We start from the raw sequence: 17,540 nt of genomic DNA, 5'->3' as shown, positions 1-17,540 counted from the left end.
AAATCATTAGTTTACATTCTCAATAACCATTGCACTTGCACCACCTCCGCCATTACAAATTCCAGCAGCGCCATACTTCGCATTATTTGCTTTTAGCACATTGAGCAGCGTGACAATTATTCTTGCGCCACTGCAACCCAACGGGTGACCTAATGAAACTGCACCGCCATGTACATTTACTTTTGCAGGATCAAGCTTCATTCGTTTTGTATTTTCAATACCCACAACAGCAAAAGCCTCGTTCAATTCCCAGTAAGAAATATCTTCCATTTTCAATCCTGCTTTACTAACTGCTTTTGGTACCGCCAGTGATGGTGTCGTAGTAAACCACTCCGGCGCCTGCTCAGCATCGGCATAGGAAAGAATTTTTGCAATAGGTTTCAAACCGAGTTCTTTTGCTTTCTCTTTACTCATCAATACCAATGCAGCAGCTCCATCATTCATCGTACTTGCATTAGCAGCGGTAACAGTTCCATCTTTTACAAATGCAGGGCTTAGAGTTGCGATCTTATCAAACTTTACATTAAAAGGTTCTTCATCTTTTGAAAACACGATTGGATCGCCTTTACGTTGAGGAATAACAACAGGTTCTATTTCATTAGCAAACTTGCCATTCTCCCATGCTGCCTGGCTGCGTTTATAACTTTCTATTGCAAATGCGTCCTGGTCGGCACGGCTGATCCCGCATGTACTTGCACAAAGTTCAGCAGCATTGCCCATTGCTTTGCCGTCATACACATCTGTTAAACCATCTTTCGCCAGCCCATCTGTCATTGATGTGTTTCCATATTTATTTCCCCACCGAAGACTATCAGCATAAAAAGGAACATTGCTCATACTTTCCATTCCACCGGCAACTACAATATCTGCATCGCCCAACAAGATACTTTGTGCAGCCTGCGCAATAGCTTTCATACCGCTGGCGCAAACTTTATTCACCGTAGTACAATTCACTTCGTTGGGTAAACCGGCAAACTTTGCTGCCTGTCGTGCAGGTGCCTGCCCAAGATTAGCCTGCAATACACAACCCATCAATACATCCTGCACTAATTCTGGTTTTACTCCAGCTTTTTGAAGAGCTCCTTTTATAGCGATAGCACCTAACTGCGTAGCTGATAAACTTTTTAATGAGCCACCGAAACTGCCCATTGGGGTACGAACTGCTGAAATGATATAAACTTCTTTTGGCATAGCAACTTTAATTTAAATAGAACAGCAAAGTTAAGCCAAAGGCAAAGCACTAATAAATAAAAAAGCCGAGACGGGAACTTCTACCTGTTTATTTTTGCATTACTGAAAAAGACCCAGTTTTAATCTTTATGTCATTATACATTTCTTCACTTAATTCGGGCAGCAATGGAAACTGCTATTATATCGGCAACGAAAACGACGCAGTTTTAATTGATGCTGGCCTGAGCTGCCGGGAAACAGAGAAGAGAATGCTCAGGCTCGGCCTGAATATGAAAAAAGTGAAAGCCATTTTTATTTCGCATGAACACAGTGATCATATCAGCGGACTCGTACGGCTTTCTAAAAAACACCAGTTACCGGTTTATATAACTGAAGAAACACATAAAGGAGGAAGAATATGGCTAGAGAAAGAACGCATCAACCGTTTTACAACAGATATTGCAATACAAATAGGTGAGCTGCAAATAATGCCTTTTATAAAAAAGCATGATGCTGCACATCCGCATAGTTTTACAGTTACACACAACGATGTAACTGTTGGCATCTTCACGGATATCGGCACTGTCTGTAAAAAATTTATCAGCCACTTTAAAAAGTGTCATGCTGCTTTTCTTGAATCAAATTATGACAAGCAAATGTTGATGAATGGAAGTTATCCGCAGGTGCTTAAAAAAAGAATTAGCGATGGCAGCGGACATTTATCAAATGATGAAGCGTTGGATCTGTTTTTAAATCACCGGCCTTCGTTTATGAGTCATTTGATCTTATCACATCTTTCTGCCAATAATAATAAACCAGAACTGGTAAAAGAATTATTTACTCCACATGCAAACGGTACGAAGATCATTATTGCTTCCCGTTTTGAAGAAAGCGAAGTTTACTTTATTCAACCCCAGATGATCAATGGTAAAAAACAAAAGAAGAAGGTTGAAAAATCAAAACAGCAATTGAGTTTATTTTAAAGTCACTAAACCAAAGCAATATTTAAGAGTTAGTGGTTCCTTTTCCTATTTAAGAAATGATTATTTCATAACTTTAAGCCAAGTCCGACCGGGCAACTTTTTAGTCTTAATGACCGATAAGAAATAGTATTTGAAGCACACATTTAAATATACTGTCTCAATTTTAGTTTGCATCTGCATTATCTTTTTCCGTTGTATAAAAGAATATAGTGTAGAAGGAGTTCCACCAGTTATTATTGACACCATACAACCACCAGTAGCAATCTATGTGTGCCCCTCCTGCCCCGGCAACGAAACCTTTATAGAAAATAAATGGAGTATGCGTGACGACACATTGCTTCGCTGCGGAATAATAGATACAGCAATTGTTGCTCCCGACAGAACAGGGTTTACTTTCTATGGCCCTTCTGCCTGCTCAGCTGATACCGGGATAGTGATGACAATAATATTTGACACCATCCATCTTAACCGTGATCTGACCAATATTACATCCCGCTTTGCTGCGTTTTACTATTATGACAATGTTGGGCAGACATATATCTATATGAGTAAACAACAAAATCCTTTTACAGTCATCATCGACAGTTATAATCATCAAACAAGGCTTGCTTCGGGCACATTCAGTGGTTTTGGATACAGAACACCAGGTGGTGGCTCGGCTATCCGATCGGGGAAATTTAAAATGAAACTGATGTAAGGTTCAGTATCTTTCTCAACTAATTTTACTCTAACCAGTTTTCGTTTATGAAATCAATACTTGTATTTCTTTCTTTTAGTTTTATTGCGATAAGTACTAAAGCGAACAACCGAGATTCGGTTGTAAATTATTTTTTACCTGATAGTATAAAGGCTGTTACATTTATTACAGATATAAAAATTGAATCGCTGAATACCCGCAAAGAATATCTCGCAGGTATCCGGGATGGGGCCGTTTCAATTTCCATAGAAGCAGATAAGAATAAAAGAGAATTAGTGTTTGCTTTTCCTGGAACAGCTCTGATCGCAGCAAGTGGAATAGGCGCAGATGCAAAAGAAAAAGGCGAAATAGAATGGAATTATAACTGGTCGGTTGGAGAAACTTATAAGCTAATGCTGGCTGTTGCATCTGACTCAGCAGAGAACTTTATCATTTATTCGGGTTATGTTTTTTTAGCAAAAGAAAATAAATGGAAACTGATCGGCTCATGCAAAATAACGGGCCGTTGGGGCACAATAAAAAATCCTTCTACATATTTTACTGTTTTAAAAAAGGATCAACCTACAGTTCATTTCACCAATAGCTGGTGCCAGCGCAATAATGGTTCATGGAAAAAACTTGATGAAACAAACTCGGCAGCACCAGTAGTCAGCTTATATCCTCATATTGACAGTACCCAGCAAGCAAACGATGAGATGCAGGTTATAAGCAATGCGATCGCTTCAGGAAAAACAGATGCCGGCAGAACCCATGAAGGTCTTTATTATACAATATTAAAAGAAGGAACAGGCAGACAGGTACAATTAACAGATACTGTAACTATCTTTTATAAAGGATACTTGTTTAGCGATGGAACTGTATTTGATCAGACAAAAGAGAAGCCTGCAACTTTTCCATTAAAACGGTTGATAAGAGGCTGGCAGGTTGGTATGCCACTGTGCAAAGTTGGCGGCAAGATAAAACTGGTCATACCCTCAGGTCTTGGCTATTCTGTCCGAACAAGAGCTCCAAAGATTCCTCCCAACAGTATTCTTGTATTTGAGATCGAAGTATTGGAAGCCAAAGAAGGAAAATAATTATTTAAGAAGCACTCGGGTATTATAGCTCTTTTTCATTCCCTTATCTTTACCCTGCAATAAAAAATGGAATGAGTAAGAAGAATTTATTTTTAGCTTTTGAAGGAATTGATGGAAGCGGCAAAAGCACCCAATCGAAAATGCTGGAAGAAAAACTGAATGCCGATGGCTTAAAAGTTTATCACACCTTCGAACCTACCGACAGTTATATCGGCACATTAATACGAAAAATCTTTCGTCATGAAATAGAAGCCGATCATCGTACCATTGCCGGGCTTTATGTGGCTGACAGGATAAACCATCTTACAAATACAGAAAATGGTATTTTGAAAAAATTAGAAGAAGGCTATACAGTTATAACGGATCGCTATTATTTTTCATCTTATGCTTACCAGGGCACTCATATGTCCCAGGATTGGGTAATAACCGCCAACTCTATCAGTGCTGATATGCTACGGCCTGACCTGAATATTTTCATTGACATTACTCCCGAAGTTGCAATAGAAAGGTTACATAGCAACCGAAGCCAGATTCAACTCTACGAAACGCTGGATAACCTAAAAGCAGTCCGTGATAAATATTTCGAAGCTTTTGAAAAAGAAAAATCACGGGAAAAAATCTTTATTGTTGATGGTAACCGCTCGGTTGATGAAATTTTTGCTGAAATTGGGGCAAAAGTCAGCTCAATCATTTGAATGATAAATGTTTTGACGCAGGAGCATTTATTTTAATTCCGTTTTTGTACCTTGAAGAGAAAAAATCATGGCCCAGTCACATCACCGCAAAAAACACAAAGAACATTTACAGCATTTTCAGCATCGCCGTGAACAGGTAGCAGGCATTTCCAAAAAAGGTAAATCAACATGGCCGCTGGCTATCATCGGCGGCATTGCAGGATTGCTTATTGTTTACCTGACAGTAGGCTCAAATACTATCGGCATTATAGCAGGTGTAGTAATTGCAGGAGCTATCGGTTATTATATTGGTCACCGCATGGATACCGCTGCCTAAATGAATTATTGAAAGAGAATTGTACAACTATGCGGCGCCAATAGAATATTGTTTACTACTTTTTCTGTTTGTACAATCAGATTATTCAATATATAAGACTGCCAGGTACTACCAACTGATACGGGCTGTGTCTTATCACTTCCATTAAAGCAGACAAGTATTTTCTTCCATCTATCATGAACAGCAGCTCCGTTTATTTCATAAATAACTGTACCGGGTTTTGCATCCATCCTGAAATGAATATTTGCAGCGATATCTTTTGCTGTCTTCATCCGGAAAGCAGGATGTTCTTTCCTCATTTGTATTAAATACTTTACAAAATCAAATACATCTTTGTTTATTGATTTCAAATCCCAGTCAATAGCATTAATGCTGTCAGGTGATTTAAAACTATTCTCCACTCCTTTTTTGCTTCGCAAAAACTCTGTACCTGCATGTAAAAATGAAATTCCCTGTGAGGTAAGCACAATACTCAATGCCAGTTTATGCATCTCTTTTCTTTGTTCTTCACTTGCGTCTTTGGCGGAAATCTTCAATTTATCCCATAGAACATGATTATCATGACACTCGGTGTAGCTAATGGTATGATAAGGTTCGGCCGCATAAGGAGCTTTTGAATAATTCACTTTTGAGTAATCCAGTTGCGGATGTTTGCAGGCAGCTACAACACCAAATTTTATACTTTCTTCCATGCCGGGTTTGCCGCTGACAAAACCTTTGTCTTCATGTTCAAATACACTTCCTTTTATTCCATCACGTATATCATCACTAAAAACGGCAATGCGATCTAATTTGTAAGCATATTTCTTCAATGCCCTTAATGAATCAGGCAATGGCGATGCACCTGCTGTCCATCCCTCACCATATAATAAAATATCTGGTTTGATCTTATGTAGTTCTTTTGAGATGATATTCATCGTTTCAATATCATGCACACCCATCAGGTCAATACGGAAGCCATCAATATGATATTCCTGCACCCAATACTTCATCGATTCCAAAATAAATTTTCGCATCATTGGTCTTTCACTTGCAGTTTCATTGCCGCAGGCTGTTGCATCAGAAAATTTTCCATCTTTTGTTTGCCTGTAATAATAGCCCGGCACTAACTGATTGAAATTTGATTCCTCTGTTAATGCAGTATGATTATATACAACATCCATCACTACCCGCAACCCGTTTGAATGAAACGATTGAATGAGTTGTTTAAATTCTTTTATTCTTGCAACAGGATTCGCTGCGTTGGTTGAGTAAGAACCTTCTGGCACATTATAATTTTGTGGATCATAACCCCAGTTGTACTGTGCAGAATCAGGTTTTGATTCATCCACCGAATTAAAATCATAAGAAGGAAGCAAATGAATATGTGTAACACCTAATTCTTTTAAATGATCAAGGCCTGTACTTAAACCATCTTTATTTTTTGTGCCGGTTTCAGTAAGTCCCAGAAACTTTCCTTTATTCCTGATACCAGAACCCGCAGCGATACTTGCATCTCTTACATGCAGTTCATAAATAATAGCATCAGTTTTATTTTTAAATACCGGGCTTTTGTCTTTCTGCCAATCCTTTGGATTGGTTTCTTTTAAATCCAATACGACTCCCTTATGACCGTTTACAGTTACGGCCTTTGCATAAGGATCGGGAACAGGATGAAGCTGGCTGCTGTCATTCTTTACCTGGAATGCATACTGAAGCCCCTTCATATCCCCTCCCAATGTAAATGTCCATGTTCCATTCAGGTCTTTTCGCATTTCCTTCCTGACGGGTATTTCAATATTTCCAGTGTAGAGATTTAGAGTGACTGATTTAGCTGTGGGTGCCCAGATACGAAATGTGGATTTGGCTTTGCTATAAGTCAGACCTAAATCATTTCCGTTATAAACCGGGTAACTGTCATATTTAGATTTCTGGGCTTTGGCCATAGTAGTGGCTATCAAACTCAATATTAAAATTATTTTCTTCATAACATTTATCCTGCTTGCGAAAATAGTTCTTAGCCGGTTGTTTTCGGGGTTTGGAAATAATTTTTTGCCGTTTGTCCGGAATGATGATCCCTGTTCGTCATTATGCTGTAACTTAATTTTCAAAACTAAAATCAAACAAGATGGAAAAGTTTATGTTCATTTTTCAAGGGAGTGAGCCGACTGAAAGAAGCCCCGAGGCTATGCAGGCACATATGGGTAAATGGATCGCATGGATCGATAACTTAGCTAAAGCAGGTAAATATGTTGCCGGAGAACCTTTATTCCCCGGTGGCAAATTAGTTTCTGGCAAAAACAAACCAGTTATCGACGGACCTTACACAGAGGGTAAAGAAGTAGTCGGTGGTTTTTTTATTGTAAATGCTGAGTCGATGGATGAAGCGGTTGAAATGTCAAAAGATTGTCCCGATTTTGAGATCGGCTGCAGTGTGCAGGTAAGACAAGTAATGAAGATGTAAATCAAAAAATTATTTTACCGGTTGCTGTAAACACAGTAACCGGTATTTATTTGTATGAATTCTGTTTTAATTTTAGGTCCTTCTAATCTTCGACTATGAAACAAACTGCGAAAGAACTGGAGACACTCGTAAACGAATACGTTCCGTTAATGAAAAATATTTGTGAGGATGTGCTGTTTTTTAAACCGCCACCGGATAAATGGAGCAAGAAAGAGATCATTGGTCATTTAATTGATTCAGCTCTTAGTAATTCAAGAAGATTCATCGTAGCCCAATATGAGGAAGCTCCTAAAATTGTATATGCACAGGTCGAATGGGTAGTCGCATCTGCTTATCAATCTTATAATACAGACGAACTGATTCATCTCTGGGCATTACTCAATAAACATATCTGCCATATACTTGAAAATACTCCTGAACACTTATGGCAACGTACATGCATGACAGAGCAGTTGCATACTATCGAATGGGTTGCGGCCGATTATGTAAAACACTTAAAACATCATATGCATGCAGTCTTGGATATGGAGCCGGTTGCTTATCCATAAATTTGTTGCTTTGCATAAACTAAAACCCCTTGCAACCAACTGCACCAATAAACCATATTGTTGAACATCTTTTCCGTCATGAATCAGGAAAGCTGGTAGCTGTATTGACAAAGATCTTTGGCCCTCATAACCTGCAACTCGCCGAAGATGTTGCACAGGATTGCCTGCTCAAAGCGATGGGCACTTGGAAAATTAATGGCTTGCCGGAAAATCCTTCTGCCTGGCTATTTACAGTTGCCCGTAATAAAGCACTTGATATATTAAGAAAAGAACAAAGGCATAAAGAGTTTACAGCTACCGTTTCGCCACTATTGAGATCTGAATATTCGCTGACAAGCACAGTGACTGAATATATGAACCCCGGGAATATTGATGATGATCAGTTGAGGATGATGTTTACCTGCTGCCACCCCGCATTGAATATGGAATCGCAGGTAGCATTGATATTAAAAACACTTTGCGGTTTTAGTGTAACAGAAATAGCAAGAGCTTTTATCAGCAATAATGACACTATAGAGAAAAGATTATACCGTGCCCGTCAAAAGTTGAAAGAAGAAAAAATCCTATTTGAAATTCCAACCGGGAATGAAAAAGAACAGCGGCTTGAGAATGTTCTTACAGCTATATATCTTTTATTCAACGAAGGATATAGCTCAACTCAACATGAAGACCTGATCCGAAAAGATCTGATAGAAGAATCATACCGATTGTGTGAACTGTTACGTAAAAACTCCGAAACAAAAACTTCCGAAGTACTGTCATTGCTTGCATTAATGTCATTTACACATGCCCGAAGTAATGCAAGACTCGATGCTGAAGGGAATATTTTATTATTACCTGCTCAAGACAGAAAGAAATGGGATCAGCATTTAATAGAAAAAGGAGTTGAATACATTAAAGAAGCAGGTTTGTTTAATACAGTAAATACCTATTTGCTCGAAGCCGCTATTGCATACGAGCATAGCATTGCGGCCAGTTATGAACAAACAAACTGGGAACATATCATCAATTTTTATAACCTGCTTTATCAATTAAACCCCACTCCCATTATTGCCCTCAATCGAGCTATTGGCATTGCAGAATTACATGGCGCTGAAGTCGGTATTCAATCAATAAAAGAAATTCAGCCATCAGACGGGTTACAACAATTCTATCTTTATCATGCAACATTAGGCGAGCTGTATGCAAGACTAAATGACAAAGAAAAAGCATTTCAATTTTTATCCGAGGCATCAAATCTTACTTCTTCGCCAGCCCAACGAAAATTATTGGCAACCAAAATGGAAGCATTAAAATAAATACCAGTTCCTTTAATTCAGTTTACAGGTTCGCATAGTTTGGTACATACTCCTTGCCCTGTAAAATCTTCATCAGATCTTTTTCAAGACTTTCTTTTGGAGATTCAATTATTCTTGCCTGCTCATTTTTTCCTTCGGGAATAATAAATGTCGGTACCCGTTTGATATTCCTTTCTTTTTCTTCATGTTGCGGACTTTGTTTGTATAGCTCAGCTTCATTACTTACAAAAATGATATCGTACTGTTTTTCTTTGATGCCTGCTGCATCCAGTATTTTCAGCATACGAGGTACTTCCCTCTTGCTATCCCCACACCAGGTACCGAGAAAAATGGTCATATTTTTATTCTTCATCAGTTTTCCGATCTCTTTGGTCAGTGATGAATCTACTTTATAGTTATCGTAGTTTGGAGTAAACCAATCTGAAAATGGTTTTTGCATGAGGCAACTGCGAGTACAATGCCCTAACAGCATTTCAGTGCCATTGGCATTTTTCACCACCGCATTTGATACAGGAGTAGAAATTAAGTTTTCGGCAACACCACAACCACTCAGCAAAATGGCTGTAATGAATATATAAATTGCATTACGCATAGTAATAGTTTTTAAGTACCCCCATCCCCTAAAGGGGAGTATGGTTATTAAAATTTTATCTGTTCGGCCAAAACCGAAGATTCAGATTTCAAATGATTGATATACCCCTTTAGGGGCAAGGGGTATTAGTAAATAACAGCAGGCGGATGATAAGGAGGTTGAGAATATCCGTTGTGCAGATCAGTTAAATAATAAGAAAAGCAACCGGTATTTATTTCTGGTGTTTCAGAAGAATTATCTGTTGTATATGAAGTATAAGGCTCGTTCAGTTTTTCTTTATGATTGTGTGAATGAGATAAAGGGGCAAATGGGGTATCTACTTTCTTCTCAGTAAGGATCTTTTCGCAATCACAACTGGGAACGCCATTGGCAGAAATCTCAATTCTTAACTCACAATAAATATAAGAGACTACTTTGCCATATTGCAGCATAGTAAAGACAAGTAAAAAAGATATGGCGATGAGTTTTTTCACTAATGAAGCCTAAATTTAGAAAAATTTATCGTGAGATTCTACTCGTTTCTTTTAATTGGCCTGGTTTATTTATCGACCGGTTGTGATAATAGTAAAAACACAGCTCCTCAACTCAACTCTCCTGCCCTGATTGTATTAGGTGTAGCACAGGATGCCGGGTATCCACAAATGGGCTGCTTAAAAGACTGCTGCAAAAAAGTATTGGCTAATCCTGAATTAAAAAGATTTGTTACATCATTGGCATTGATTGACCCAGTAAATAAAAAATGGTGGCTGTTTGAAGCAACTCCTGATATAAAAGAACAGTTACAGTTATTTAGAAAAATGACTGACTCTGCTTATAATTTTTTACCCGATGGCATATTTCTTACACATGGACATATCGGGCATTACACAGGTTTGATGCAATTGGGCCGCGAAGTAATGAACACCAATAAAGTTCCTGTGTATGTAATGCCTCGGATGAAAACGCATCTTTCATTAAATGGGCCATGGAGCCAACTGGTTTCATTGAATAATATTTCATTGATTGATCTAAATGCTGATTCTGCAATCGGAATTACTAATGAAATATTTGTTACTGCATTTACTGTCCCGCATCGTGATGAATTCACTGAAACAGTCGGGTTCAATATAAAAGTGAATGCATACCAAACACTTTTTATTCCTGATATTGATAAGTGGAATAAGTTTGACAGAGATATAAAGGAACTGGTGAAAAAATCTAACCTGGCTTTATTGGATGGAACATTTTATAAAGATGGCGAACTGATCGGCCGTGCAATGAATGAAGTACCGCATCCGTTCATTGAAGAAAGTATTCAATACTTTGCTGATATGCCTGCGACTGAAAAAAAGAAAATCAGTTTTATTCATTTCAATCATACTAACCCGTTGCTTGATGAAAGTTCTGCTGAACTAAATGATGTGTTGACAAAAGGATTTATGGTTTCAAGACAAGCCGAGTTGATAATACTGAAATAGCATTTAGATATGAGGGCTAAAGCCCGGTCGTTTATGTTCGATATTTTCTAGCCCCAGCCTTAAGGCTGGGGCTACTCATGCTCTTTGATTAAATGGGCTTTAGCCCAACAATAAATTGTGTGAATAAAAATGTTACTGATGGAAGAGCAGTTATGTTTAAATCAGTTAATTTGAACGCCGATACCTGTTGCTGAATAGAATTGCAGAACGTAGAAGAGTGCGACGCAACAGATGATTATAGTAGCAATGATGCTGATAACCCAAAAAAATAAATTTCAACAATGGGAGATTTTCAAATCAAGAAGCAAACAAAAAAGTATGATGCAGTGATCGTAGGTTCAGGTGCAGGAGGCGGTATGGCTGCCTATATACTTGCCAATGCAGGGCTAAAAGTATGCCTGCTGGAAGCAGGGTTTATGTATGACCCCCAGAAAAATGTTACTCAATTAAAAAATCCATGGGAAAGTCCGCGACGCGGTGCCAGCACCAAGTTCCGTCCCTTTGGTGATTTTGATGCAAGCTATTATGGTTGGGATATAGACGAAGAACCTTATACACATGAAGCCGGCACGGATTGGAAATGGTGGCGTGCAAGAATGTTGGGTGGACGTACTAATCACTGGGGGAGGATTTCATTGCGTTTCGGTCCGAAAGATTTTAAAAGAAGAAGTATTGATGGGCTTGGTGATGACTGGCCGATCGGTTATGAAGATGTAAAACCATTTTATGATCGTATTGATAAAATGATCGGCATCTTCGGCACCAATGAAGGTTTGGAAAATGATCCCGATGGATTTTTTCTGAAACCACCCAAGCCAAGATTGCATGAACTGTTTATTAAGAATGCAGCAACACAGGCCGGAGTAAAAGTAATTCCTTCACGACTTTCTATTCTTACTGAACCATTGCCCGATAATAAAGATGGACGTACTGCATGCCAGTTCTGCGGACAGTGTAACCGCAACTGTAGTTACTGGAAAGCAGACTTCTCCTCTCCTAACGTTTTGATCTATCCGGCTATAAAGACCGGTAATGTAGATGTAACTGCAAATGCGATGGTAAGAGAAGTGTTGACAAATAGCGAAGGGCTGGCAACCGGGGTTTCTTATATCAGTAAAGATGATATGCAGGAATACCAGGTAGAAGGGAAAGTGGTGATACTGGCTGCCAGTGCATGTGAAAGTGCAAGATTATTGTTGAATTCAAAATCACAACGTCATCCGAATGGATTGGCGAATAACAGTAATGTAGTTGGTAAATACTTGCATGATTCAACCGGTGCAGCACTTGGTGGTTTATTGCCGCAATTGTTCGATCGGAAAAGATATAATGAAGATGGTGTAGGTGGTTTGCATATTTATTCGCCATGGTGGTTGGATAATAAGAAGCTCGATTTCCCAAGAGGATATCATATTGAATATTGGGGTGGCATGGGCCAGCCATCTTATGGTTTTAGCTGGGGCATTGAAAACCTGAATGGAAAATATGTAGTGAAAGGACAAGAGAAGCAACCCGGTGGTTATGGCAAATCATTGAAAGAAGATTATCGTTTCTTCTATGGTTGCGGGATAGGAATGGCGGGTCGTGGTGAGGCGATACCAAGAGAAGATAATTTCTGTGCTATCGATCCGAATGTAGTGGACAAATATGGTATCCCCGTTTTAAAGTTCAATGTGAAATGGAGTGACCATGAAATAAACCAGGCGAAGCATATGAAAGAAACTTTTAAAGAAGTGATGCATAATATGGGTGCCGTTATAACATGGGGCGGTGATGATGATGCAAGTAATCAATACGGATTAGCAAAGCCCGGTGAAATTATTCATGAAGCAGGAACAGTACGGATGGGTAATGATCCAAAAAAATCTGCACTGAACAAATGGAACCAGGCGCATGATTGCAAAAACTTATTTGTTGTTGATGGCGGGGCATTTGTAAGTCAGGCGGATAAGAATATTACATGGACTATTCTTGCATTAAGCATGAGAGCTTCAGAATACATCATTGATGAAATGAAAAAGAATAATCTTTAAATACGGAGTTATGTTTGCTAAACTATTATCGAAGATTCTTCCTGTGATTGTATTAGCTCTTGGCTTGAATACTTCAGCCTGTGCGCAGGTAAACCCGGAAGAGTTCAATGAACTCAAACGAAAAGTCGTTTCATTGGAATCGGATAACTCATCATTAAAAATCCAACTCGACAATTTCAACAATAATTTTAAAACCAATGATTATGCTCCCATGGGACTGGTTTTATTTTTATTTGGTTGTTTCTGCGCATTATGGGCACAGAATAGGGGAAATAATCCCTGGGTATGGTTTTTCCTCGGGCTATTTTTTAGCGTAATTACAGTAGTTTTTGTGTTGATTCAAAATGCGAAAGACATAAATGAAAACAGATAATTTAAACTCTTAAGTTTTAATAAATGAAAAGACGTGAATCACTCAGACTAATCGCTACCGGCGCCATTGCCGGGGGTGCTATTGCTGCAGGTTGCAATACTGATGACAAGAAAACACCTGAAGCTCTTGGTGTTGATCCAAAATTTACCATTGACCGCAACCCGGATGAACTGAAGAATGAAAAACGTTTGCTGGCAATGGATAAGTTTTTTACCGACCATGAAATGGCAACGATCACTATTCTCGCCGACATCATTATACCAAAAGATGAAGTGAGTGGTAGTGCCAGTGAAGCCAAAGTGCCGGAGTTCATTGAGTTTATTGTAAAAGACATGCCGGAAAACCAGGTGCCGATGAAGGGCGGCCTGCGTTGGTTAGATATGCATTGCATGAAACGTTTTGAAAAAGCATTCAAAGATTGCTCTTCTGCACAACAACTGGAAGTTGTAGATGATATTGCTTATCCCGAAATAACTTACAAGGACGAAAAAGGAAACAAAGTGACCAAGGGAAAAGTAAAACCCGGTATGCAGCAGGGTGTTGCCTTTTTTAGCTTAATGCGCAATCTTACCGCAAGTGGTTTTTATACTTCTGAAATTGGCGTAAACGATGTTGGCTACAAAGGCAATAAACCCGGCACATGGAATGGTGTACCAGATGAAGTACTGAAACAATATAATGTTGCTTATACTGAGAAAGAGTTGAAGGAGTGTGTAAGCTTTGAGAAAAAGGCATAGATATGAAAAATGTCCTCACTTATATTATTTGCATTTGTTGTTTTACTGCATCTGCCAATAATAAACCTTCAAAAGAATATTACCAGATAACAGTTTATCATTTTACCTCGGCTCAACAGGAACAGGTATTGGATAACTATTTTCAAAATGCATTATTGCCGGCATTGCATCGTTATGGTTATAAAAACATTGGGGTATTCAAATCGCTGGCAAATGATACGGTAACTGATAAAACAGTTTATCTTTTTATACCACTCAAAAGCATTGATGAACCAATAAAATTTAAAGCCAAATTAGAAAAAGACTCAACTTACTCTAAAGCCGGCTCGGAATATTTAAAGGCAGTTTATACAGCACCGCCTTATACAAGAATTGAAGTAATATTGACTGAAGCATTTCCGCTTGCACCAAAAATGGAATTGCCCAAACTGAATGGTCCCAAAAAAGAAAGAGTGTATGAACTGAGAAGCTATGAAAGTGCTACAGAAAAGATCTTTGAGAATAAAGTAAAGATGTTTAACGAAGGAGATGAGATCGGTTTGTTCAAACGACTCAACTTTAATGCAGTGTTTTATAGCCGTGTGTTATCAGGATCTAAAATGCCTAACCTGATGTATATGACAACATTTGAAAATAAAGCTGACCGGGATGCACATTGGAAAAACTTTAGCGCCGACCCCTATTGGAAAAAGCTTTCATCAATGGAAGAATACCAGCATAACGTTTCGCATATTGATATTTACTTTTTACAGCCGGCTGAGTATTCGGATTTCTAAGAACTATAAAATGCTTTAAATAAAAAACCGTCCCGGTAAATCGGAACGGTTTTTATTTTGATCAGACCATAATAAATTATACCAACTCTTCCTTCGCATGTTTAGCATAATCATCGATCAACCTGCGTTGAATATCAAACGGCACAGCTTCATAACCACTCTGCCTCATAGTAAATCTTGCCTTGCCTTGGGTAATGCTCCGCAATGATGATGAATATCCTTCCATTTCTGCTAAAGGAACCTTAGCTATTATCTTCTGGAAATGTCCTTCACTGTCGATGCCTTCTACAATTGCCCTGCGGCTTTGCAGATCACCCATTACTGCACCGGTCAGATCATCGGGGCATAATACTTCCAGGTGATATATCGGCTCTAGTATCTGCGGATCTGCCTGCTGGAACGCCTGGCGGAATGCCTGCAAGCCTGCGATCTTGAAAGAGATATCATTGCTGTCAACCGGGTGCATCTTACCATCATACACACATACACGTATATCACGGGCATACGAGCCTGTCAACGGGCCATTATGCATTTTCTCCATCACCCCTTTTAAAACAGATGGAAGGAACCTGGCATCAATTGCGCCACCCACAATGCAATTGTAGAAAACCAGTTTACCACCCCAGTCAAGATCATAGGTATCACGACCACGAACGTTGAAGTCTTTTGGTTCGGCCAATCCTTCATGCCACGGTTCTATCCTCAGATACACTTCACCAAACTGCCCGGCACCACCACTTTGCTTTTTATGTCGATAATTTGCATCAGCCATTTTACGGATCGTTTCACGATAAGCTATCTTCGGTTTTTCAAACTTCACATCCAGTTTATGATTATGCCCGATCTTCCATTTAGCAACTGCCAAATGCATATCTCCCTGGCAATGTATCAATGTTTGTTTCAGTTCCGATGAAACCTCAACTAATAATGTTGGGTCTTCTTCACGTAACTGATGCAGTGCTATTGAAAGCTTTTCCTCCTCTCCTTTTTTGGTTGACTCAATAGCCACCGTCATATTCGATGGAGGGAATTCAATCGAAGGCAGTTCATAATTTTTACCACGGGAATGCAGTGTATTATTGGTATGCGTATTTTTTAACTTCAATGTAGCACCGATATCACCCGCCACCAACTCATTTACAGGAGTACGTTTGTTACCTTCCACCAAAAACAACTGGTTTATCTTTTCTGAAACACCTGTTGTTTCATTCTCCAGTTCCATTCCGCTTTTTATTGTACCGCTATACACTTTAAAGAAGGAAAGTTCACCAACATGCGGTTCACTTACCGTTTTATAAATAAAAATGCAGGCCGGGCCATTTGCATCGCATGCAAGTGTATCACCCGATTTTGTTTTTTGCGGGGGCATTTCGTTAGCACTAGGGCATACATTATCAATAAAACCCATCAGGCGGCCGCTACCCATATTCCGTTCGGCTGATAAACAAAATAGAGGAAACAGGTCATGATTGATCATCGCTTTCTTCATTCCCTCTTTCATTTCATCTTCATCCAGTTCCCCTTTATCAAAGTATTTTTCCATCAGGCCTTCGTCATTACTGGCTACAGCTTCTACCAATTCTTTGTGCAATGTTTCTGCTTTTCCTTTTTCTTCATCCGGTATTGGCATTTTTTCCGGTTTGCCACCTGCATCTTTAAAATGATACATTGTCATCCTCAGTACATCAATTATCTCATGGAAACCGGAGCCCTGTTGACGGGGATATTGCACAACCACGACTTTAGCTCCAAAATGATTTTTGGCGTCTGCAACCGTTTTATCAAAATCAGCATTATCATCATCAAGCTTATTCACAGCAAAGATCATCGGCGTTTTAAACCGCTCGGTATATTCCCACATGATATCTGTACCAACTTCAACACCGGCAGCTCCGTTAATGATCATTACACCAGTATCGGCGACACGAAGTGCTGAGATCACTTCACCGATAAAATCACTGAAGCCTGGCGTATCAATGATATTGATTTTATAACCACGCCATTTGGTATGCATCAGTTTACTAAAAATAGAATTACCACGTTCCTGTTCCAGTTCGTGGTAATCTCCTGTTGTATTGCGTTCAGCAATATTTCCTTTGCGGGTAATCAGGCCTGCTTCATATAGCATGCATTCCGCTAATGATGTCTTACCGCAGCCGGCATGGCCGAGCAAGACAATATTTTTTACGTGTGAGGTATCAAATTCAGGCATAAAAAATGTTTTTAGTTGTAAGCAATCTGTTGTGTTTGAGATTTGATATCTGAGCTTTGAGATTGTTGCGAGATCGAGGTTCTAATTATTTTATGGCCAAACTAAATTGCTACTATTAAGCTATCGTTGCGTCG

General features: G+C 39.1%; 18 protein-coding genes. 13 read left to right on the top strand and 5 right to left on the bottom strand.

Going from position 1 to position 17,540, the window contains the following annotated elements; translation table 11 throughout:
• Positions 1-6 precede the first annotated feature (6 nt).
• Positions 7-1,191 (bottom strand): acetyl-CoA C-acyltransferase, encoded by a 1,185-nt coding sequence (locus E6H07_13935; GenBank protein TMI62514.1) that lies wholly within the window; start codon positions 1,189-1,191, stop codon positions 7-9.
• 128 nt (positions 1,192-1,319) lie between these two features.
• On the opposite strand from E6H07_13935, the gene E6H07_13930 reads away from it, so the two are divergent.
• From E6H07_13930 to E6H07_13910, 5 genes are all read left to right on the top strand, one after another.
• A complete protein-coding gene (locus tag E6H07_13930; GenBank protein ID TMI62513.1) occupies positions 1,320-2,153 on the top strand; it encodes an MBL fold metallo-hydrolase in 834 nt (277 codons plus the stop codon).
• Between the two features lie 130 nt (positions 2,154-2,283).
• A complete protein-coding gene (locus E6H07_13925) occupies positions 2,284-2,850 on the top strand; it encodes a hypothetical protein (protein ID TMI62512.1) in 567 nt (188 codons plus the stop codon).
• Between the two features lie 47 nt (positions 2,851-2,897).
• Complete coding sequence (locus E6H07_13920; protein TMI62511.1) at positions 2,898-3,926, top strand: DUF3472 domain-containing protein; 1,029 nt, start codon at positions 2,898-2,900, stop codon at positions 3,924-3,926.
• A gap of 71 nt (positions 3,927-3,997) precedes the next feature.
• Positions 3,998-4,621 (top strand): dTMP kinase, encoded by a 624-nt coding sequence (gene tmk, locus E6H07_13915; GenBank protein TMI62510.1) that lies wholly within the window; start codon positions 3,998-4,000, stop codon positions 4,619-4,621.
• Between the two features lie 67 nt (positions 4,622-4,688).
• Positions 4,689-4,937: an NAD(P)(+) transhydrogenase (Re/Si-specific) subunit beta gene (locus E6H07_13910; GenBank protein TMI62509.1), complete on the top strand. Its 249-nt coding sequence runs from the start codon at positions 4,689-4,691 to the stop codon at positions 4,935-4,937.
• Between the two features lie 5 nt (positions 4,938-4,942).
• Here the strand turns inward: E6H07_13910 and pulA are convergent, their stop codons facing one another.
• On the bottom strand, positions 4,943-6,904 hold the full coding sequence (gene pulA / locus E6H07_13905) for a type I pullulanase (GenBank protein ID TMI62508.1): 1,962 nt from the start codon (positions 6,902-6,904) through the stop codon (positions 4,943-4,945).
• Between the two features lie 140 nt (positions 6,905-7,044).
• Here pulA and E6H07_13900 point away from each other — a divergent pair, with 140 nt between their 5' ends.
• From E6H07_13900 to E6H07_13890, 3 genes are all read left to right on the top strand, one after another.
• Positions 7,045-7,380 (top strand): hypothetical protein, encoded by a 336-nt coding sequence (locus tag E6H07_13900; GenBank protein TMI62507.1) that lies wholly within the window; start codon positions 7,045-7,047, stop codon positions 7,378-7,380.
• Between the two features lie 95 nt (positions 7,381-7,475).
• The gene (locus tag E6H07_13895) at positions 7,476-7,928 is read left to right on the top strand and encodes a DinB family protein (protein ID TMI62506.1); all 453 of its coding nucleotides are present in this window, start codon (positions 7,476-7,478) and stop codon (positions 7,926-7,928) included.
• A 29-nt stretch (positions 7,929-7,957) separates the two neighbouring features.
• Positions 7,958-9,226, top strand: a complete 1,269-nt coding sequence (locus E6H07_13890; GenBank protein TMI62505.1) for a sigma-70 family RNA polymerase sigma factor — start codon at positions 7,958-7,960, stop codon at positions 9,224-9,226.
• Positions 9,227-9,248: 22 nt separating this feature from the next.
• On the opposite strand, the gene E6H07_13885 is transcribed toward E6H07_13890, so the two are convergent.
• Positions 9,249-9,818: a thiol reductase thioredoxin gene (locus E6H07_13885; GenBank protein ID TMI62504.1), complete on the bottom strand. Its 570-nt coding sequence runs from the start codon at positions 9,816-9,818 to the stop codon at positions 9,249-9,251.
• A gap of 125 nt (positions 9,819-9,943) precedes the next feature.
• Positions 9,944-10,291, bottom strand: a complete 348-nt coding sequence (locus E6H07_13880) for a hypothetical protein (protein ID TMI62503.1) — start codon at positions 10,289-10,291, stop codon at positions 9,944-9,946.
• A 168-nt stretch (positions 10,292-10,459) separates the two neighbouring features.
• Between E6H07_13880 and E6H07_13875 the strand changes: the two genes are divergently transcribed.
• From E6H07_13875 to E6H07_13855, 5 genes are all read left to right on the top strand, one after another.
• Positions 10,460-11,275, top strand: a complete 816-nt coding sequence (locus E6H07_13875) for a pyrroloquinoline quinone biosynthesis protein PqqB (GenBank protein TMI63072.1) — start codon at positions 10,460-10,462, stop codon at positions 11,273-11,275.
• Between the two features lie 281 nt (positions 11,276-11,556).
• On the top strand, positions 11,557-13,308 hold the full coding sequence (locus E6H07_13870; protein TMI62502.1) for a GMC family oxidoreductase: 1,752 nt from the start codon (positions 11,557-11,559) through the stop codon (positions 13,306-13,308).
• 10 nt (positions 13,309-13,318) lie between these two features.
• Positions 13,319-13,681, top strand: coding sequence for a hypothetical protein (locus E6H07_13865; GenBank protein ID TMI62501.1), 363 nt, complete (start codon positions 13,319-13,321; stop codon positions 13,679-13,681).
• 23 nt (positions 13,682-13,704) lie between these two features.
• Positions 13,705-14,418: a gluconate 2-dehydrogenase subunit 3 family protein gene (locus tag E6H07_13860; protein TMI62500.1), complete on the top strand. Its 714-nt coding sequence runs from the start codon at positions 13,705-13,707 to the stop codon at positions 14,416-14,418.
• A gap of 2 nt (positions 14,419-14,420) precedes the next feature.
• Positions 14,421-15,194, top strand: coding sequence for an NIPSNAP family containing protein (locus E6H07_13855; protein ID TMI62499.1), 774 nt, complete (start codon positions 14,421-14,423; stop codon positions 15,192-15,194).
• 76 nt (positions 15,195-15,270) lie between these two features.
• On the opposite strand, the gene E6H07_13850 is transcribed toward E6H07_13855, so the two are convergent.
• Positions 15,271-17,406 carry an elongation factor G gene (locus E6H07_13850; GenBank protein ID TMI62498.1) on the bottom strand — a complete coding sequence of 712 codons (2,136 nt, stop codon included), beginning with the start codon at positions 17,404-17,406 and terminating at the stop codon, positions 15,271-15,273.
• Between the last annotated feature and the right edge of the window lie 134 nt (positions 17,407-17,540).

Source organism: Bacteroidota bacterium (assembly GCA_005882315.1).
Taxonomy (GTDB): Bacteria; Bacteroidota; Bacteroidia; order Chitinophagales; family Chitinophagaceae; genus VBAR01.
Note: the sequence above shows the minus strand (reverse complement) of the source record. Positions and strands in the feature narration are given on the sequence as shown.